General features: G+C 35.0%; 17 protein-coding genes. 11 read left to right on the top strand and 6 right to left on the bottom strand.

What is annotated here, in order from left to right; translation table 11 throughout:
* The first annotated feature begins 147 nt into the window (after positions 1 to 147).
* Together H7A25_21025 and H7A25_21020 are read left to right on the top strand one after the other, a co-directional pair.
* Positions 148 to 693 carry a hypothetical protein gene (locus H7A25_21025; protein MCP5502393.1) on the top strand — a complete coding sequence of 182 codons (546 nt, stop codon included), beginning with the start codon at positions 148 to 150 and terminating at the stop codon, positions 691 to 693.
* The gene (locus H7A25_21020; protein ID MCP5502392.1) at positions 680 to 1,168 is read left to right on the top strand and encodes a hypothetical protein; all 489 of its coding nucleotides are present in this window, start codon (positions 680 to 682) and stop codon (positions 1,166 to 1,168) included. Before H7A25_21025 ends, H7A25_21020 begins: the two co-directional genes overlap by 14 nt.
* A 481-nt stretch (positions 1,169 to 1,649) precedes the next feature.
* On the opposite strand, the gene H7A25_21015 is transcribed toward H7A25_21020, so the two are convergent.
* The gene (locus tag H7A25_21015) at positions 1,650 to 2,585 is read right to left on the bottom strand and encodes a formylglycine-generating enzyme family protein (protein MCP5502391.1); all 936 of its coding nucleotides are present in this window, start codon (positions 2,583 to 2,585) and stop codon (positions 1,650 to 1,652) included.
* A gap of 443 nt (positions 2,586 to 3,028) precedes the next feature.
* Between H7A25_21015 and H7A25_21010 the strand changes: the two genes are divergently transcribed.
* From H7A25_21010 to H7A25_21000, 3 genes are read left to right on the top strand one after another with little or no spacing between them, the layout of a single operon-like run.
* Positions 3,029 to 4,414 carry an amino acid permease gene (locus H7A25_21010; GenBank protein ID MCP5502390.1) on the top strand — a complete coding sequence of 462 codons (1,386 nt, stop codon included), beginning with the start codon at positions 3,029 to 3,031 and terminating at the stop codon, positions 4,412 to 4,414.
* Complete coding sequence (locus H7A25_21005) at positions 4,411 to 5,955, top strand: peptidase M14 (GenBank protein ID MCP5502389.1); 1,545 nt, start codon at positions 4,411 to 4,413, stop codon at positions 5,953 to 5,955. Before H7A25_21010 ends, H7A25_21005 begins: the two co-directional genes overlap by 4 nt.
* 55 nt (positions 5,956 to 6,010) lie before the next feature.
* Entirely contained in the window at positions 6,011 to 6,418 is a 408-nt protein-coding gene (locus H7A25_21000; protein ID MCP5502388.1) for a hypothetical protein, read from the top strand.
* A 60-nt stretch (positions 6,419 to 6,478) separates the two neighbouring features.
* Here the strand turns inward: H7A25_21000 and H7A25_20995 are convergent, their stop codons facing one another.
* Both H7A25_20995 and H7A25_20990 read right to left on the bottom strand, forming a co-directional pair.
* Entirely contained in the window at positions 6,479 to 7,411 is a 933-nt protein-coding gene (locus H7A25_20995) for a hypothetical protein (protein MCP5502387.1), read from the bottom strand.
* A gap of 108 nt (positions 7,412 to 7,519) precedes the next feature.
* A complete protein-coding gene (locus H7A25_20990) occupies positions 7,520 to 9,523 on the bottom strand; it encodes a M3 family metallopeptidase (protein ID MCP5502386.1) in 2,004 nt (667 codons plus the stop codon).
* Positions 9,524 to 9,621: 98 nt separating this feature from the next.
* Here H7A25_20990 and H7A25_20985 point away from each other — a divergent pair, with 98 nt between their 5' ends.
* Genes H7A25_20985 through H7A25_20975 form a run of 3 tightly spaced genes read left to right on the top strand, consistent with a single transcriptional unit; the run spans position 9,622 to position 11,527 of the window.
* Entirely contained in the window at positions 9,622 to 10,380 is a 759-nt protein-coding gene (locus H7A25_20985; protein ID MCP5502385.1) for a hypothetical protein, read from the top strand.
* Between the two features lie 6 nt (positions 10,381 to 10,386).
* Entirely contained in the window at positions 10,387 to 11,049 is a 663-nt protein-coding gene (locus H7A25_20980; protein MCP5502384.1) for an NUDIX hydrolase, read from the top strand.
* Complete coding sequence (locus H7A25_20975) at positions 11,033 to 11,527, top strand: hypothetical protein (GenBank protein ID MCP5502383.1); 495 nt, start codon at positions 11,033 to 11,035, stop codon at positions 11,525 to 11,527. The genes H7A25_20980 and H7A25_20975 overlap by 17 nt, the downstream gene beginning before the upstream one ends.
* Here H7A25_20975 and H7A25_20970 read toward each other — a convergent pair.
* Positions 11,524 to 12,039, bottom strand: a complete 516-nt coding sequence (locus tag H7A25_20970; GenBank protein ID MCP5502382.1) for a hypothetical protein — start codon at positions 12,037 to 12,039, stop codon at positions 11,524 to 11,526. The genes H7A25_20975 and H7A25_20970 overlap by 4 nt on opposite strands.
* Entirely contained in the window at positions 12,036 to 12,989 is a 954-nt protein-coding gene (gene genX / locus H7A25_20965; GenBank protein MCP5502381.1) for an EF-P lysine aminoacylase GenX, read from the bottom strand. Before genX ends, H7A25_20970 begins: the two co-directional genes overlap by 4 nt.
* Here genX and H7A25_20960 point away from each other — a divergent pair.
* Genes H7A25_20960 through H7A25_20950 form a run of 3 tightly spaced genes read left to right on the top strand, consistent with a single transcriptional unit; the run spans position 12,988 to position 19,047 of the window.
* On the top strand, positions 12,988 to 13,317 hold the full coding sequence (locus H7A25_20960) for a hypothetical protein (GenBank protein ID MCP5502380.1): 330 nt from the start codon (positions 12,988 to 12,990) through the stop codon (positions 13,315 to 13,317). The two genes, genX and H7A25_20960, sit on opposite strands and share 2 nt — an antisense overlap.
* Positions 13,318 to 13,326: 9 nt before the next feature.
* Entirely contained in the window at positions 13,327 to 18,486 is a 5,160-nt protein-coding gene (locus tag H7A25_20955; GenBank protein ID MCP5502379.1) for a protein kinase, read from the top strand.
* Between the two features lie 6 nt (positions 18,487 to 18,492).
* Entirely contained in the window at positions 18,493 to 19,047 is a 555-nt protein-coding gene (locus tag H7A25_20950) for a hypothetical protein (protein ID MCP5502378.1), read from the top strand.
* A 1-nt stretch (position 19,048) separates the two neighbouring features.
* Here H7A25_20950 and H7A25_20945 read toward each other — a convergent pair whose 3' ends face one another.
* Positions 19,049 to 20,356: an ATP-dependent 6-phosphofructokinase gene (locus H7A25_20945; protein ID MCP5502377.1), complete on the bottom strand. Its 1,308-nt coding sequence runs from the start codon at positions 20,354 to 20,356 to the stop codon at positions 19,049 to 19,051.
* Between the last annotated feature and the right edge of the window lie 99 nt (positions 20,357 to 20,455).

Genomic DNA, 20,455 nt, shown 5'->3' with positions numbered 1-20,455 from the left:
TATAGCAAGAAAATGCTTGCATTATTAGTTTTAAGACTGAAGATTTAATCTTAGTCTACCTTTTTGTTTTTCTTAGGTTTAGGCTTTCGCCTCAAAATAGGTAGATGTATAGATTTCTTAGGACAGTAGTGATTTTAAGGTAAAACCATGAATCCAAATTCTAAAAAATTTTTCCCATGGAAACACTGTTCAAGTTGCGGAGCTGAGATTCTCGCCAGCTCTCTTCGTTGTGGCTACTGTAACAACCCGCAAAAGAATGTTTTTAACTTTACAAAGGAACAAAAAGCGGCCCTGAAGGATTTGCTCCAGGACTTCAAATCAGAAATCTGGAATTACAGCTTTCTTTGGGAACATCCTCTTTTTTATTCTCTATCCATATTTTTACTTATCCCTTTATACGGTTTTATAGCATTTTACATTACTTCCGAGTTTTATTTTTCTTTTTTATCCACCATATTTCTTATTCCCGGTTTTATTCTTTTATCCAAAATATATTATGAGTATTTATACTACTATGATCCTGTTTTAGAAAAATATATGCAAAAAAAACTATTAAAAAAAATTGAAGATCGCTTAAAAATACACGGGATAGACTTCCTCATGTTTCAAGAATATTTATTTTACGCATTAAAGCGGGATAAGCTCAGTCATCATGAAGATATTGTAAACTACTTATACAATGAAAAAAGATAAACTGCATTGTTCCTCCTGTAATGGAGTTGTTCATAGCCTGATGCATTCCTGCGAGTATTGCGGCACGCCCGTTATATCTTCCCGAAAACTTAATAAGAAAGATTTTCAAAAGATACACTGGATAGGTCGTATCTTAGATACCCGTATCTGGAAAAAGTCTTTCAAAGAACACCTATTTTATTTTATACAGTATCTTCTATACTTTCTCATTTTTGAAATATTCTTTATCGCTTTTTTTTCCTATGCTAATTTACCGCTTTATATTCCTATAGGTTTATTAAGTTTTTGGAATCTATTAGCTTATCTCGCCTACAAAGAAGAACTGGAATACTATTTTGATGAAAAAGCAAAGAAGAAAGTTTACCAGCAGTATATCAAGGAAGTCCTGGAAGAATTCTTGAGAGGGAATAATTATTACAGGTACGACTTTGAAACTGTATTAAATGCAAAGGAAAGTGAATATGGTTTAATGTGATTAAAAGTTTTCTTTGAGCCGGACTATTCTATAGATAAAGAAAATAGCGAGGTAGTTTATCGTTTTCTAAAAAAAATAGACAGGGATTTAGATAAGGACACTTTCTCGAGAAGTTGCCGACTCCATGGAATCACTCCCATACTTGCCGGAGGAATATTTATTTTTTCTTATATCCCATTTTATCTTATTTTTCATTGGACTCATATTCAACTTATCTGGATAATTCCTCTTTTAATATTCCTGATATCTGAAATATTAGATTATACAGACATACTTTTTACCCTATATGATTATGAACCTTCTTCCCGGTTTGTAAAAAATACAATCATTCCGCGTATCCAAAATTTTTGTAAAGAAACGAACACTTCCATAAGTGCGATACAAAAAACCATACAAGTTCATTCTCCTAAATTTATAACCGTAAAGAATCTCCTCGACGAGAACCAGGACAAGTTTAAAAACTTATAGCATGTAACAAGGCTTAATCTTTTGCACAACGAAAACCAAAGTGATGGTATTCTGGATAATTTTTTGGGTCATGAGAACGCCTCCTCGCTCCCCTTGCATGAGAATAGTCCCACCACCAGGAACCTCCTTTGACAATCTTTCGCTGATGTCCTTTACAGGGTTCCTTTCCTGCACAGGGCCCCCTGGGATCTTTTCCTTTACAGGCTTCTCCACATTTAGCATAGGAAGAAGTATAGAAGTCATTTACCCATTCCCAGGAATTACCCGCCATATCGTATAAGCCGTAGATTCCCGGAGGCCTGGTTCCGATTTCTCTTGTTGGCATATCTTTTGGAGGATAAACTTTTTTCTCCACACAGCCTTTTCTTCCGAGTTCATCTTCTATGATTGCGTGCATACAGGTAGCTTTTGTATTCCCCCAGGGATACAGAAACGATTCGGGGCCTCTCGCTGCCTTCTCCCATTCTGCTTCAGTAGGAAGACGTTTTCCCATAAACTCACAGTATTCTTTAGCTGAGTACCAGCTTATCCCCAGGATAGGTTGCTTCGGAGCCCGATAACGCCAGCCATAATTTGGTCCAACTTTTTTACATTTCTTTGTCTTCAAACAGTCCGAACACTTACCGGCATCGAGGCATTTCCGGAAATCTTCATTTGTAACTTCATAAGTATCCATATAAAATTCAGAGATATATACTTTTTCAGCGGGATGTTCATTGGAAAACTTTGAATTACTTCCGCGAATAAATTCACCCGCCGGAATACACTTCATTCCTTTATAACTATTCCTACATTTATTCTGCTCTTTTGCAATTCGAATAAATACAGACTTTACTTCCGGACTTAAAAGAGGATTTTTATTAATTCTTATTATTTCCTCAGAAACCGGATCTTCAGAAGAGTTTGAAACTACCGTTTTTGGTTTTTCTTCAACTTTCTTCTTTTCCATAGAAGCTAAGAGCTTTGAAGGACTATCTAATATACAACGATAATCGTTTACTAAAAGACTCGCACCATTCGATGCTTCTGTTATAACACAATCTACCCGGGTATTCAATTCCGTTTCCATGAAAAATTTCTTTATACAGGCCCGGTTCATAACCGAATACTCCATGTTACCGGAAACCGGATTATAAGAAAATTTCTTCTCACAGGCAGGAGAAAGAGAAGCTTTCTTTTCAAAGCTTTCACAATAACTGAGAAAAAAAAGAAGATAGAAGACTATGATTAATTTGAGCATGAACTTCCTTTTTTATTCGAGGGGAATTAATTGACAGTATTCAACAAAGACAAACACTGACAAGATAAAAAACTAAAACTAAGGTTTTCACCCTGGAAAGCAATCCTCAATCATTTCAGCGCAATATCGGTACCGGCAAAGCGGTTCTTTTAATGATGGGTAATATGGTAGGTGCCGGCATATTCATATATCCTTCTCTTATTTCTACCAATCTACCCCATCCGAGCTGGTTTCTTCTTATCTGGTTAATCGGAGGCTTTGTAGCCCTGACCGGTGCTTTGAGTTCGGCAGAATTAGGTTCTGTTTATCCCGAAGTGGGGGGTGACTATGCCTATCTCCGAAACGTATATGGAATCCGCTGGGCTTTCCTGTATGGTTTTCTGGCCTTTTTTATTACCTTTCCGGGTTCTATTGCTCTCGGTGTGAGTCTGAGTGTTCATTTCCAGGGTGCTACCATTTTTGGTCCCTGGATACGGGAAACCGCTTTTACCCTTCCTCTCATCGGGAAAATTCATTACTCCCAATTAATCGCAGCTCTCATTCTTTTCGGAATGACTCTTATCAACCATTTGGGAATTCGAAGTTCCATACGGCTGCAAAAAGTATTCACCCTGCTCCCCCTTACCTTTTTAGTCATTATCTATCTCATTGCTCTTAGCATTATCGCCTATAAGTATTTTTTCTTACCGATTGATGATTCCCTGATTCTTTATAATAATCTACAGATTCCCTATAAGGGGCCGAATCTTTTACAACTGGGAACCGCTCTCGTGCCGGTTTACTGGACCTTCACCGGCTGGAACTCACCTCTTGCCCTCGGTGAAGAAATAAAAAATCCAGGAAAAGTAATTCCCCTGACCATGATTCTCGGACCCACACTGGTTATGCTTTTATATTTAAGTTTTGCCTTTGTATTTATTGCAGTAATTCCCTACCAGGTTCTACAGGCAGGAAAAGAAGACCCCTTTTATATGATGGGAGTTTATCTTCTAAACCACGTTTCTCCCGGACAGGCTCAGTTCTTATCTTATCTTCCCTTTATTATCTCTTTATTAATTTTCCTCTTAGTTCTTGGCAATACAAATTCGGCTATTATTTCCGGGAGTCGCGTTTCTGTAGCCATAGCCAGGGACAGACTATTCTGGAAAAAAATTGGTGAACTGGATAAGAAACGTAACACACCCGTTTTCAGTATCTGGACACAGAGCCTCTTTGCACTTATCATGATTCTGACTGTAGATAAAGAAAGTAATCTTTTAAACTTTTCTTTTATCGCGATAACGGTTCTTTCCATTCTTACCATTTTTTCTATCTTTGTCATCCGTCTAAAAAAGATTCAGAAAGAAATGTTGTACAAAGCCTTCGGTTATCCATTCACCCCGCTTTTTTATATCATTGTTTCGGGAGCTATTCTGGTTTTAGTTGTAATGAAATATATAGTAGAAGCAAAATATTCGGTAGTACTAAGTTCTCTTCTTAGTTTTGTAATCGGTTTAAGCCTGTTTGAATTCTGGAAAAAATTCAGGAAAAAAGAATGAAAACCCTTATACATTCCCTAATACTCAGTACACTTTCCATTTCTATCTTATCGATTCATATCCCCTTTACTCAGATCCGGGCCGGAGAAACAGTTAAGTATTATCCCAGTATCCCCATTTATGAATCTTCGAATATTCGTTTACTCGAAATCAAAAAAACAGAACTTCTGAAACTAAAAAAAACATTAAGTAAATATAATATACCGTTCAAGCCGACTTACGAAACCGAGGATAGCCTGAGATTTATTCTTAACTTGAAAAATGAATATAAGTTACGTAAATCCGGTTTGGATTACAAACTAATCGATTATAAACATGCAGCCTTTACTCAGTACCAGCCTTCCTATCATAAGTATATTGTGAGAGGCTTAGAATCTCTGGATGACCTGACGAAAAGCTATAAAGACCTCAATTTAAACTATATCTTTTTAAAACAGCTTTCAGAAAAATATCCGGAACTTGTTACCTTTCATATCATCGGTAAAACAAGACTCGGAAATCCAATCCCGGCTATCAGCATTGAAGAAAAAAACTCTGTAGATAAAGTTTCAGTTTTAATCAACGGGGCACACCATTCCAATGAACTCATCTCTACAGAACATTGTTATGATATTATCTACAGTATCTTAAGTCATCCCTCAAAATATAAGAAATACCTTACACATTTTCGTCTCTGGTTTGTACCCATTGTAAATCCTGATGGAAGTTATTTTTTCTGGCATAAATCTCTTATGATGGGAAGAAAAAATGGGTATCTACCCCCCGAAACCAGTGCAGACAGCCTCTACCGGGGAGTAGACTTAAATCGCAACTATCCTTTTCAATGGAATACCGGACAATCTAAAGCTTCTTCCGGACAGGAAAATTCTGTTTTCTTTAGAGGAAAAACTCCGGGTTCAGAACCGGAGACAAAAACAATGATGTGGCTTTCTGAACAGGAGCGCTTTCTCTTTTCTTTAAGCTTCCATTCTTTTGCTACCTGCATACTCTACCCCTATTCCATAGAAGAAATAAAAAACCCGGAACCTGATTATGTAAAAAATCTGGCAGAACGTATGGCTGATGCAGCGATTTCTATGCGACAAAAAAAACGTTTCATTGCCCGTAAAAATATTTACCCGGTAGATGGAACCGATCAGGATTATTTCTACTTTCAATATGGAACCAATGCTTTACTTGTAGAAAGTTCCCATCATAACCCACCTTATCGTCTCGCTCGAAAAGTCATGGAAGGTTTCAGGGAAGTCTGGGAAATGGTTTTTAATGAGTATATTCACGGTATAAAAATTATCCTGAAGATAACAGACGAGGATGGAAAACCTTTAAGTGCCATTGTGAAAATCAAAGAAATTCAGACCTTTGAGGGAGAAAGTCATACAAGTCATCCTAAAACAGGACTCTTTACAAAAATGGTATTAGAAGAGAAGTCCTATAATCTCAGTATCAAACATCCCGGCTACCATCCAAAAGAAATCAGGATAAAAGCATCCGATGCTTTAAAAGCTTATCCAATAAAATTAATAAAAGTAGAGAACCCTTAACTTTTTACTTGCGACTTTATTCATAATCTGTTATGCTTCCATCATGGAAAGCCCAATGATTAGAACCCTGATTATTATTCTGCTCGTTTTAGTGATTATAAGAGTCCTGTTTTCTTTCTTCCCGACTCCGGGAGGAAGGAGAAGGAGTGGCGCCGGAGGAGGATATGGCTACGGCAGCCGTGGAGGAGGTGGAATGCTCGGTGGAGTCCTAGGACTTGTCCTTGGTGCTGCTGCTGCCAGTTGGTTATATAACCAATTCACTGATGATAATGAATATTCAGATACAGAAGATTACAGTAGTAGTGACGATACCTATTACGATGACAGTTCTTCCTCTGATGATTCCTGGACAGCTTCAGGAGATGTAGATTCCTCTTCCTTTAGTGATTTCGATAGTGGAGGAAGTAGTTACGACAGTGGTGGAGATTTTGGAGGGGGAGATTCCGGAGGTAGCGATTGGTAAGAAAGAAAAAGGGCTATCTAAGGTTTAGATAAATTAGATAACCCTTTTATTCTATTTTTATTATTTTGTTATTTTAGCTTTTAGTTCTTCTTTCTTTTTGCACTGCTCTTCTGTCCCGGTTGGAGGAGAACCAAGGAAAGATTTGCAGGAAAATGTAAAACTGGTAAGAGCCCAGCTAAATGGGGCTTTTAATTTCCCTTCAGAGGCTCTTTTTTCAGCTTCTTTTAAAAATTCATCGATATATTTTCCCTTGCATCTTGTTGCCAGGGTTTTAGCAGCTTCGGCCGAAACATACTCATCGGAATCCTGAAGGAAACCCTGCACCCAATCACAGACCTGAGTCTCTTCTTCCTGTGTATACTTATACATATTACGGGGTGCTGAAAGAGCTACCAGTTTTAAATCTTTATCTTTGCCTGCCAATTCCTTGATCTTGGGAAAAGTCTTTAAACGACCAAATTGCATGATATAGCGATAGCCTTCTTTTTTGACCACTGACTCAGGGTGTGCTTCAATGATTTCGTAGAATTTATTTTCGATACCCTTTATAGTGACTAACTTAGCAATTGCTTGAGAACCATAAAAAGCAAAGTAAGTCTGATTCTTCTTTAATCCTTCCATCAAGAGCTCTACAATCTTTGTATCCAGACTCTGAGGAGCATCAGCTATCCCCTGAAGATTATCTTTCACATTTCTATATAAAACATGAGCAGCAAGAGATGCTGTTTTAGAATCCTCAGAATTAAATAGTACCGCACAGGTAGATAAGGTTTTCATCATGCCATTGGCTTTAATCCAATCACTTACCTTATCGGTTTCTTTATTCTTACAGGTTCCGTATTTGACCATTGCATACTTGATATCATAGTCACAATTATCCGGTATAGCTTTGATAAGTTTTTCTAATTCCGGATCAGATTTCACTTTTTTACAGGCTGAGAGTAATGTCAATGCCAGTACTAAACTAATAAACAATTTTCCACGTCTTTGCATACGAGCTCCCTAATTAAATTATAAAACTAATTTATGAGATAGAAGCCTCGGATGCAAGAAAAAATATTTATTTTCCTTTTAAATCCGAAACTTCTTAACATACAGTTACTATGACATACCATGCAAGCGAAGTAAAGCATCCACATCCGGTTCTCTACCAATAAATTTTCGGAAAAGTGTCATTGCATTTTCACTGCCACCTCTCTGTAGAATAATCTCATAGTATTTCTTAGCAATATCCGAATATATTCCCTGCTTAAGAAATTCAAAATATGCATCCGCACTTAGTAGTTCAGCCCATTTGTAACTGTAATAGCCCGCAGCATAACCTCCTCCAAAAATGTGGGAAAATCCATTTTGGAATTTATTATACCCGGCAGCTTTAAAAACTCCAACTTCTTTTCGAACCTCATTTAAAATATCCTGTACTCTCTTTTCCGAACAGGAATCTTCTATGTGAATCTTCATATCAAAGATACCAAATTCCAACTGGCGAAGTAATAAGATTCCGGAAAGAAAATTCTTGGCCTCAACAAGATTTTGAATCATAGCTGTCGGTAAAACCTTTTTCGTTTTATAGTGTCTTGCAAATACCTGTAGAACTTCCGGGTTATAGGCAAAGTTTTCCAAAAACTGACTCGGAAATTCTACTGCATCCCATTCTACCCCCCCTATTCCACTGATACTACACTCACCTACATTTGAACAGAGATGTTGTAAGGCATGTCCCATTTCATGGAATAAAGTAACCACATCACTATGCCGAAGCAAAGATGGCTGTTTATCAGAAGAAGCCGGAAAATTCGCAACGATAAATGCAGAAGCCAGTTGAATCGAAGCATCCGGTTTTGAATGAGCGGTTTGCCAGTTGTGCAACCAGGCACCACCACGTTTATCTTTTCTCGATTCCAGATCCAGATACAATCTGGAAAAAACCCGATTCTCCTTCTTCAAATCATAAACTAAAACAGAAGGATGCCAGGTTTTTACTTCTACTTTTGAAAACTCGATACCGAAAAGCTTTCCGCAAAATTCTAAAAGACCTCTCGTTACACTTTCTTTCTCGAAATAAGGTCTATACTTATCTTCATCAAGATTGAACTTTTTCTTTTTTAGCTTTTCTGCATAATACATCCGATCATAACTTTCAAGACTTCCCTGATGCCCTTCCTTTTTGGCAAAGTCTTTTAATTCTTTTAATTCTTTCTTTGCAAATACCTTTCCCTTCTTTCCGAGTTCAGTCAAAAAGAAAAGAACCTCATCAGGGCTTGAAGCGATTTTGGTACTCAAGCTGAGTTCTGCAAAATTTTTAAAACCTAATATTTTCACTTTCTCAGATCGTAATCGTAAAATCTCCTCAATTATTTTTCCATTTTCCGGAGAACGACTTAGATAAGCTTTTTCTAATTCCTTCCGATATTCCCTGTTTGTTCCATAAGTCATATACGATAGGTAACTCGGCATTTGCAGGGTAAATTTCCAGGCCTTCTTTCCTTCATGCTTACACTCCGCAAGCTTCAAATCAGATCCGGGTATTTCCTTTACTGCTTCTTTATCGCTTATAATTAATTCATATTCGTTAGTTGCCTTTATTAGATTTTGAGAAAAAGTATTACTTAATTCACTCAGACGAAGATTAATATTCATCAATTCCTGTTTTTTCTTCTTGGACAAAAAGGCACCCGAAAGTTTAAAATCACGAAGAGAGTTTTCTAAGACTTTTACTTTTTCTGCATTTAACTGCTTTCTCTCTTTTTGATAAATCTTTTTATATACATCATAAATGCGTTTATCCTGAGACTGAGAGGTAAAGTATTCCGTTAAAAGACTATCACATTCCATATAAGCCTTTTCTGTTTCCGAACTATTCATAACAGAATTTAAATGAGATAGAGGTGTAAATACGGTAAGCAAGTTTTCATTGGATATTTCCAGCGGTTTCACAAAGGTATCATAGGTATAGTTTTCTTGTGAAAGCAAATATTCCTGGTTTTGTTTTACCGAATCCAATTTTTGTTTCATTTCAGATGCCCATTCACTGGGATTTAGGGTATGAAATTCGTAAAAAGCTACTGAGGAGTTAGTAGTTTTTGTTTTTTTTTTCTTTGCCATACTGCTTAAATCGGCAGCATCGATATAAAATATATACAAAAATCAAGTGGAAAAAATATTGATCTAATACAAGCTCTTTTTATTCTGTTTATAAACTTATGAAAGAGAAGCCTGAAGGTTATGTTTTAGGGGATGGTTATGTGGGCAGTGCCTTTCGTCAAACACAGAAAGGCTGGTTAGGAACCCACAGACAGAAAACCGAAGACTCAATTATTTTTGACTGGCTGTTAAAAGACACATGGCAAAATCTGGGCCCGGCTAAAGATTGTCTGATCACCTGTCCTCTCAGGGAAGGTAGTAACTATATCTTCAATGATTTTCTACATTTCTTAAACCATAATTTTGAGCATATTGTAGTCATTTCCAGTATTTCCATTTACCTCGAATACGGTACTCCCTATAATCCTGTAAATGAAGAAAGTGTTTTAGATTACAATAGTCACCAACTCCAAAGAGAACAGGCTTTAATGAAATCCGGAGCAGTAGTTTTAAATTGTTCCGGTATTTATGGACCGGGAAAAAACCCAATAGATTGGCTAAGAAAACAATTAGTGTCTCCCCAGAAAACACATGTGAATCTTATACATGTCGATGACCTGGCTAAAATCATAGATAGAGTATTTAAAAAGAATTTTGAGAAAGAAAGATTTATTGTGAGCGACGGCATCAGTCATAACTGGGAAGAACTTATTAAATTTGCAAAGGAAAAAGGTTTTCTTCCCGAAAGTTTCCAGAGAGAAGGAAAAAAAGGAAGACAGGATAGATTTATTTCTAATAAAAAACTACTAAAACACTTACCTTCCGATTTCGAATTCTCCAATTTGTATGAATATCTGGAAACGGAAGAAAGCCACTAATTCTACATGAATAAAGAAGATTTTTTAAACTCCTTAAAGTATAAGCAATGGTTAGACTCCCTGATTAAAGAAGGAAACCGCATCGACAAGGTGGACGTTTTAAACAGTGTACATAAGTCAAATGGAGAGTCACTATTTGGATTAGTAAAAGTAGATGCCATTACACCGGAAGGAAAGAAATTACTGCCTATTGCCCTGATTCGCGGTCACTTTGTGTGCATCCTCGTTTGCATCAAAGAAAAAGAAAGTGGAGAAGAATTTTTTCTATTAGTCGAGCAAAGGCGGATTGCAGATGGCTCCCTTTTTTACGAATTTCCGGCAGGAATGTGTGACAGTGAAGCAGATCCTCAGCTTGTAGCTTTAAAAGAAATGGAAGAAGAAACAGGGCTCAAAATTCAAAAGAAAGATTTGATCCTTCTATGTGAAAAAGGCCTGCATACTTCTCCGGGCCTACTGGATGAAAAAGGTTTTTTCTTTGCCTGTGATCTGGAGATGACAACCAAAGAATTACAGTCTTTTCATAACCGCAAAACCGGGGCTGAAGAGGAAAATGAGCATATTACTACAAAGTTATGTAAAGAAGACGAAGTCCTGAGGCTGATAAAAAATACAAACGGCTATCTTCTATATTTTCTTTATAAACATAGAAAAAATGCAGGAAACTCTTAGGACACCCTTATATAGGCTTCTATTTACCTATTCATTCTCTGCCGGTTTTATTTTTGTATTCCTGTTTACCCTGGTCTTTTTAAAAAACAGGGCACTAAAAGAAGAATATACTGATTTAGAAACCAAAGGGAAAAAAACATTTTCTACCCTGACCAGCTATCACAATGTTAATAAATCACAGCAAACCGTTCATATCTATACCTACCTGACCCCGGATTCAAAAGGAAGGATGCATGAAATTACTGAAGCTGTAGACGAGAAGACAAGTCGCAGGCTCAGAGTTGGAGATACCATCATCACTTATAAAAAAGAAGTTTTCCTCTATTTTGAAAGTAAAATCATTTCACGAATTGCAGGTAATCAGGCGAGAGTTTCAGATTATAATTTTCTCCAATTCTTTTTACTAAGCGGTATCCTATTTTCTATATTCCTATTTTTCGTTTCCATTTTCTATTTTTTTTCAAGAAGAGATTACTAAAAACCCTGCGGTGAAGTTGTATCTAATTGATAGAAAGACTCTTCTGCGCTTAAAGTATGACCGGTTTTCGTATCTACTAATCTGCAATTTATATCATATCCTCCTGCATAAGAAGACATAAGTCCGATTACCACGTAATCCACTTCCAGAACTTTACCAATCTTCTTTATTTTATTCAGGTCGGCCCCTCCTTTCAAATCCAGACTATTTTCTTCTAACTTTTTTTGAAAAACAAGCCTATCCAGAATTGTAATTTTTTCTCTTTTGGCCAATTCGGTAGATAACTTTTCTGCCAAAAGATCCCCATCCGGATGAACTTTACCGCTTATATCGGTAAAAGTAAGAACAATAGCAGATATACCCGCTTTATCCACCAGCCTCATTTCAAATGTATCAACAATCCTTTCCATGGTAGTTCTCGGCCCCTGAGTTAGATACATAGAAGGCTTCGTCTGAGAACCCGAACAGGCAAACAGGAATAGTAAACTTAGAATATAAAAAAGTTTTTTCATTCATTCCTCCCGCTTTGATAGTAAGGACTTACAAATTGCAAGCTGTCAAGTCCCAAAAAAAGCATTAATAACCTATCCAGACCGATGGCAATCCCCGAACATTCCGGTAAGCCCCTTTTTAAACTTTTCATGAAATCCACATTATCAGGAAAAGCTTCCTTTCCCAGACTCTGCCTTAGTTTACGCTCATTCTCAAAACGCCTTTTTTGTTCCTCATAGTCGGTAAGTTCATAAAATCCATTCCCCAGTTCAATACCCTTCCAGTAGATTTCAAATCGCTTCGCCTTTCCCTCTTCGATTCGGGCGAGTGCTGAAAGTTCAGGCGGGTAATCATAAACAAACAACGGACCTTCAGGCAATTTCGGTTCAATATAATTTAAAAAAATAATAAAAAACAGATCCTCATACATAGCCTCTTCCGGATTTTGCAAAAGGACTTTTTCATTCCGTATAAAACGAAGCAATTCTTCCCTCGAAAGCCCGATATCCAGGATTTCTGTAAATAATTGTTCCATTGTTTTTTTTGTTATGTTATGCCTTTCCAACTTGTTCAAGTTCAAGGTTTCATCTAAAAAACCAAGCAGTTCTTCACAAAATAAAATTAGTTCTTGCTCATTTATCCCCTTAATATAGAATTCTAACATAATGAACTCCGAGGTATGAACTAAACCCCTTTCACCAGAGCGAAAGGAATGGGAAAATTCAAAAATTCTTTCAAGCCCCATGGAAAGGGACTGTTTCAGGGAATATTCCGGTGAAGTAAACAAATATCCCTTCTCCCTTTTATCAGGTGAATACACCTCAAAAGGATCCAGGTAAGGTTCCATTCCCGGCACAGGGTTGAGAATGGGGGTATCGAGTTCTACAAAGTTTCTGGATAAAAAGAAACTTCGAATTGTTTGTATAAATTTTGATCGAAAAATTAGAGTCTGAATAGGTAATTCATTCATGTTACAAAAAGACAAGTTCAACTTTTATTATCTTGATTACAAGACATATTTTATTGATGTCTACTGTGTTTATGAAGATATAGATCTTCTAATTAAAAAGGAAACCAAAGCATTATTCTCTATGCTTATTTTAGCACTTAAACTAAATATACGGCTTCATCTTAAGAATCTTAATTATATCGACCTTGAATACATCAATATAATTTTAGACTTTGCCAGAGATTTAAGAGAACATGATAGGACACTTATCGTTTCCGGTGCTCCTCTTCCCCTGATTCGTTTTTTAGAAAAATTTCATTTTGACACAATACTCCTAATACAAGAATAAAAACTCTGCATGAATTCAGAACATCTACAGATAGTAAAGGAGTTACTTCATTCAAAGATATCTCTACAAAATCATTCTTATCCGGAATACTATCGTATTTATAACAATAAATTAAAAGTTAGTTATCTGGTTAAAATTTTAGATAATAGTACCCAACAATATAACCTTTTATTGCAACTTCAGAAGGAATATCAATACCTTCAAGAACTTTCTAATTGCGAATATATAGTTAAACCCATTGAACTTATTATTGATAACAATTCTACCTATCTTATAATGGAGGATCCGGGTGGTTTATTACTAAATCACTATATTCCGGCAAAAGGATTGCAAGCAAATGATGCTTTTCACATCATCCAACAGATCCTGAATGCTCTAAAGTTTTTTAACAAAGCGGAAATTATTCATAAGCTTATAAACCCCTATAATATCTTGATTCAGCCTTCTGATGCAAGTATAAGAATTTTCAATTTTCAACTTTCTGCTAAAGTCAATAAGAAGAAACCGGCAGATAATATTGAAAAAATATATCCCGAATATATTCAATACTTCCCTCCAGAACAAACAGGAAAAACTAATATTACTATTGACTTTCGAAGCGATTACTATTCGTTCGGAATGTGTATTTTAAAACTTTTATGCGGCCATACCATTTTTTCTACTCCGATCAAGGATAGATTTGATATTGTTACCTATATTTTATCCTGTGAGATTAATCCATATTTCTTCACAAATTTGGGTATTGAGAATAAATATGCAAATATTTTAAATAAACTGCTTACCAAAGATAAAGAAGATAGATATCCTAATTTTGTAGAAATAGAAAAAGACTTACATACTGCCTTTCACAAAAAAAGTAGAACTTCCGTTAATATAGAAATTCCTAATTTTTCTCCCGATCTAAGCATTCTTACTGAAAAATATTATAATTTCGGAACGGTATCAGTCACATACACCAAGGCAGTTCGTACCGTAGGCAAACAGAATATTCCTTTTTTACTATATGTAAATGGTTCACCCAGTTATGGCAAGTCTTCTTTTATAGAAGAATTACGAAAATCATCAAGTTATATAAAAAATGAATTATTTAGTATGTATTGCTATGAAGATAGGTTTGAATACAAACCATTTATAGGTATATCAAAATTACTGCATTCCTTATTTTCTACCCTTCAACATATATCTAAAAGCAAATACAATGAATTGGTAGAAAACATTAAAAACCTATTCCATATTAATCATTTAGATTATTCTTATTATGAAGCACAACTATTTTTTCCAAAAGCAAAAAAGAAAAACAACTCTTATCTGGGCAAAATACGAGATAATAAAAGCATTTATATAGAAGGATATATCAAAATATTAGAACTACTGGGCAATCTCGAATATATTGTTATTTGCACACTTGATAATATTCATTGGGGTGACAAAGAAACTGCTGAAATAATCCAAAATATCCTGCTCAAATCAAATAGTAAAATTCTATTTATCCTATCATTCAATCCGGATCAGGTAACAAAAGCAAGTGATAATCCTTTTTTACGTCTTCAAAACCTCATTGACAGGAAACATTTTCGTACGATAAAACTAAAGCCACTGAATACAAGTAATGTAAGAGAACTTATATCAAAAATTATTGAAATTGATCAGGATAGCCTTTCATTACTATCTAAAAAAATTATTCAACTAACCAATGGAATTCCTTTATATGTACTAGATTTAATCAAAGTTCTTTTAAAAAAAGAAATTATTCATCTACCCAAAGTAACAAAAAAAACTACTAATGCTGATAGACAAAAATGGATTTGTGACTTTAGCAAAATAGATTCTCTCAATAATGAAAAGGATATAAACTTTCTTTTAAGAGAAAAATATAACAATATTCCAAACGAACACAAGAATTTACTAAAAATTGCATCCTGCATGGACTCAGAAATTAACCTGGGAATTATAAGCCGAGTTGCGCAAAAAGATATTTTAGATTGTGGTGTTATATTCGAAGACCTTATGTGGGAAGATATATTCATAGCTACGAATGACAATTTCGAATATATTGATACTCTAAAAGAAATCATCGAAAAAGAACCCGGAGCCAAACAATACTTAGAAAATTATACTTATCAGTTTATTAACAAAGATTTCAAAGATAATATTTATAATAATTATATCCACTCCGAAGATAAGCCCCAGTTACATTTTGAAATTGCCAACCAGTTGAATAAGTTAAGCAAACAAAATAATAAATTTTATTATTATGAAATAGCCCATCATTATAATCATAGTAAAAACACAAGATTGAATAACATAAAAGAATTGAATAAAATTATACAGGCGAACATAAATGCAGCGAATCAATCCATCAAGTTAAATGATTTCCCCAAAGCACTTCCCTACCTTCGCATTGCTTATTCATTATCTCCAAAAAATTCTTTTGATAAAAACAAAAGAAAAAACTATAACCTGAATAAAGATTTTGCCAGAATATTATTCTATCTGGGTCATTATAGGGAAACCATTGAAATTATTAATGAAATCTTCAAGTTAAAGCCTCCCAAATCATACCATGTAGAATTTATTTCTATCTTACTAAAATGTCATCTTTGTATTGGGGAAACAAAGAAAGCCGTTGAACTATTAAATTCCATCTGTGATTTCCAACCGCTCATTCCGATCTCTGAATTATATAAAAAATACATTCCATTACAATACCATAAAAAAAAGCAAATTAAATACAATGGTATCAAATCACTAAATGCAAAATTAAATGAAGGCACAAATAGAGACTATTGTATTTTTGTATTCGATAACTTCTTTCCTCTAAAAAAGGATTTTGATAATAATATAATACTAAATTATGCAAATATAATACTTGAGTTTTCAAAAGATCATAGCCATGATGTTTTTTTTTCATTGGCATATCTCGGCTATTTACTCTTAGACAAGAAAGAACAAAAAACAAATGGTATTCAATTAATAACAGAAGCTTACAAATACTATCAGAGCCATAATATAACAAACCTTTACAAACCCCTTTTCTTCTATTCAAACTATGCTTCGTTTTATTCAAATTCCTTAATAGATACAAATAACTATATATCTCAAACAATAAAAGAGTCTGTTAACAATAATGAAGTTTTATTAGCATCACTAAGTACAGCCAATCTGGCATGGAATTCTTTTTTCATAGTGGAAAATCTTACTATTTATGAAAAAAAACTTACTGAACTCATACAACAGTTAGATTTCAAAGGTACCAAGGAAGTTCTGATTTCTTTAAAAATCCTACTTTCCTTCACAGCAATCATGAAAGGTGATAATAAAAAATTTGTAAATTACAAATTTAACCAATATACTATCTTTACCTATCTATTTGCTCGCGGTCTTTTATTTTTCCACAAGGGCAGAATAAGACGTGCTTTACGATATTTCCAACTCATCAGAACAAACTACCTAAATATAATTATCAATGATTATATTCTATACGAACTTTATTTTTATGAAGCTCTTTGCATAAGTAAACAAGCCAAAAAAAATAAACTACCACTAAATAAACAGTTTGATGAGTTGTTAAAAATTTTACAAGATATAAAAAATGTAAATAAAGATTTAGTGGAACATAAAGTATTGATATTGCAAGCCGAAGAGCTCTGTATCCAAAATAAATTTTGGGACGCTCAAATGTTATATTACCAGGCAATCAACAAGGCAATAAATCATTTTTATCGTTGGGATCATGCAATCTGTAATGAACTACTAACAGAAATCATTATAGAAGGATTTAAAGAAGAACCCTTTATTTACAATTTATTTCTAAATAGAACAAAAAGTTTATTCATTAAGTTAGGAATTTCTTATTATGATAATTCTAATGTTCCAATAGATAACATCACTTTCAACCAGGATGCTGAAAACTCGGACAGTGATTTCAATGAATACTTCATAATCTTCAAGCAACTCTATGAACTTTTCAGAACAGGCAAGAATGAAAACGAAATAAGTCTCAACTTTTTAAAACTCATGCAACAAGTTTCTCATGCAGAAAGAATTGTATACTTCCAGCAGAAATCCGGAGCTACAAATAGTTATATTGTTGTAAATGATTTTAATAAAGACCTATCTTTAAGTCCTAATAGTATCTTCACTACTTATCCAAACATACCACGTAGTTTAATTAATTTCACCATAAAGAATAAAGAAATCTTATCTGATGAAATGGAGTTCGACATTCATCAAGATTCTTATGTATATAAAAAATCTTACGCTTGCATTCCTATTGTCGAAGATGAAATAGTTACACATATTTTTCTGCTGGAAAATGAAAACATATCCAAACTATTTATTTCTAAAAAACTAAAACTGCTTCATAATATGGGAAAGGTAATTGCCATATATTACGCAATGCTTAAACAACAAAAACAAAAAGTAATACAGGAACATAATCTTTATCTGGTTGATCAGGTAAAAAATATACAATACTCACTTCAAAACTCCGGACCTATAGATGGATTCTCCTTATCGGTTTTTAGTGAAGCTATAGACAAGAGTTTTTCCGGAGATTTTTACAACATAAGCATACAAAATGGAAAGAATTATATTCTGTTAGGAGATGTTACCGGTCATGGAATGCCGGCGAATCAGGTTATGCTATTGATCCTTACAAATATAATTACCCTTATAAATGGGAACCCCGATTCGAATCCGTCCAGTATATTAAAAAAATCAAATATATTCCTTTCCGAAAATTTAAAAAAAGTTACGAATATGGATTATACATTCCCGGTATTTTTGATGGCCGGTACAGAAAAAAAGGGATACAGTTTTTCCGGTTCTGTCGGTTTATTTCTTCACTATAAAAAGAAAGAGAATCAGGTAGAACAAATACATACAAGTGATATTCTTTTTGGTTTTTCTGCCCAATCGAATGATTTTATTGATAAAAAATGCATTGTCGAGCAGGGTGATATCATCCTTTTAGCAACTGATGGTTTAATAGAAGCAGAGTTAGAAATGACCAAAGAATACATTGATATAAAAATAGATGAGATTAATGAAATTCTTACAAAAAACTCCAATCTGGATGTTGAAAGTTTGAATCACATTCTTATTCAATATTTTTCTAAATTTGGTTTTATTGATGATGTCACCATGATCTTATTAAAAAAAGAGTAAGGAAAAATGAAGAAATACTATATTCTTTTAACTATTATTTTTGTATCGTTCATCTATTTATCCTGTTCCAGTTGTGAACCGCTTATGGCTCCTTCGAATGAAGAAATTTGGAAATTACATAAGAGCTGGCATTTTCCTCCACCCGCTATCCGTTCCAAAGAAGTCTTCTGTAAAAAAGATGAAAAAGAGTATTTTTATTATAAAAGTTCAGCCACATTAAGCTATGTTGCTCTTGTTACATTAAAAAAACAAAATAAACCCAATATAAAAGCCAGTTGCATGAACAATGCTTTGTTGCAGGGGAAATCTCGAATGTTTAGAGCCATGTTACATTCCGCCGTTCAGGAATATATCCAAACAAAGAAAAGAAAACCCTCTTCAGGTTACGAAGAAGAGATTTTAAAAAATCTGGCTGAGCATAATCGTAAGAAAGAAAACGCAGGTATATATGATTGCAAGTCCCTGGCAACTCAACACGGAAGCGAGGAGTTTTTAGCCTGTGATTGCATTCTTTATGCCTCTTTTCCAGATGGGAAAAAAGGCATAATCGATGAGTTATAGTTCAGGGAAAATATGTTTTAGCTTTCATGGAATTCGGTTGACCGGTAGAACCCAGGACAGCTCTCCATAGAGAACTTCTTTCCGGAACCAAAACTTTCCTTTGGCCTACAGCCATATTAATGGGAATATTGGTAAACACATTATTCCAGATTCCCACAACCATACCGGTCTTCCCGGCCATCCCGGCATGAACAGCATTCTGAGCCAGAAAGCCACAAAAGACCGAATCTTCTTCGTTGGCAGATACACTACGAATTATATAGCTGGGATCTATATATTTTAAAGTACATTCAATTCCTTCACGATGAAAATACTCTACAATCCGTTTCTTTAAAAACAAACCTATATCCTGCAATCTTTGATTACCGGAAGGATCCTTTTCACTGCTTTCTTCAAAAAATTTCTGTCCGGCACCTTCTGCGACAACAATGACTGCATGTTTTCTTGCCTGAACCCTATCTTTCAGGGTTTCGAGGAAGGCACCTTCCCCCTCAAGATCAAAATCATGTTCCGGAATTAAAACAAAATTCACAACCTTGGCGGCCAATGCTGCATTTACCGCGATAAACCCGGAATGACGTCCCATTAATTTCACAAGACCAATGCCATTATCAGCACCCTTCGCTTCTACATGAGCACAATCTATTGCATCCACTGCTTTAGCAAAAGCAGTAGAAAAACCAAATGTTTTATGGATAAAGTTTATATCATTATCAATAGTTTTTGGGATACCGATAACTGATATTTTCACACCACGTTTTTTAATTTCTTCATGCACTGCCTGGGCTCCCCGAAGAGTACCATCCCCTCCAATACAAAACAATACATTAACTCCGAGAGCACAGAGATAATCCACCATCTCGGCCGGATTTTGGGCCCCTCTCGAAGAAGATAAAATAGAACCTCCATCCCGGTGAATTTCAGCTACTGTTTCCGGATAAAGAGGAATAGGAGCATGGTTATATCGCTTTATGAGACCTTCATAACCATAACGAAATCCTAAAATTCGAGGAACCTTGTAGCGATAATGCAACTCCATGACTATAGAACGTATAACATCGTTTATTCCGGGGCACAGACCCCCACAGGTTACGATGCCCGCCACAACTTCCCTGGGTTCGAAGAAAATCTTCTCCATAGGTCCGGCCTGTTCAAAATAAGGCGGATTTTCACCCAGTTTCGTTTTGATCTCTTCCGGAGACTCAAAAATAGTATCATATAAAACTACAGCATTCGGTTTGGTATAAAATTCATAATTAGCAGGATTGGGAACCTTGCATTCTCCCAGAGTTTCGACCTTAGTATTCATAAGTTATATAATTGCCCCCTAATAGTGGTTAACAAAGAATACGATGTACGAATTGTTTTCTAAACGTAAAGCCTTTTATCCATTTTGTTTTTATTTTAT

It is taken from the genome of Leptospiraceae bacterium, assembly GCA_024233835.1.
In the GTDB taxonomy this organism is placed as follows: domain Bacteria; phylum Spirochaetota; class Leptospiria; order Leptospirales; family Leptospiraceae; genus JACKPC01.
The sequence above is the reverse complement of the archived record's forward strand: the minus strand, read 5'-3'. Positions and strand labels throughout refer to the sequence as shown.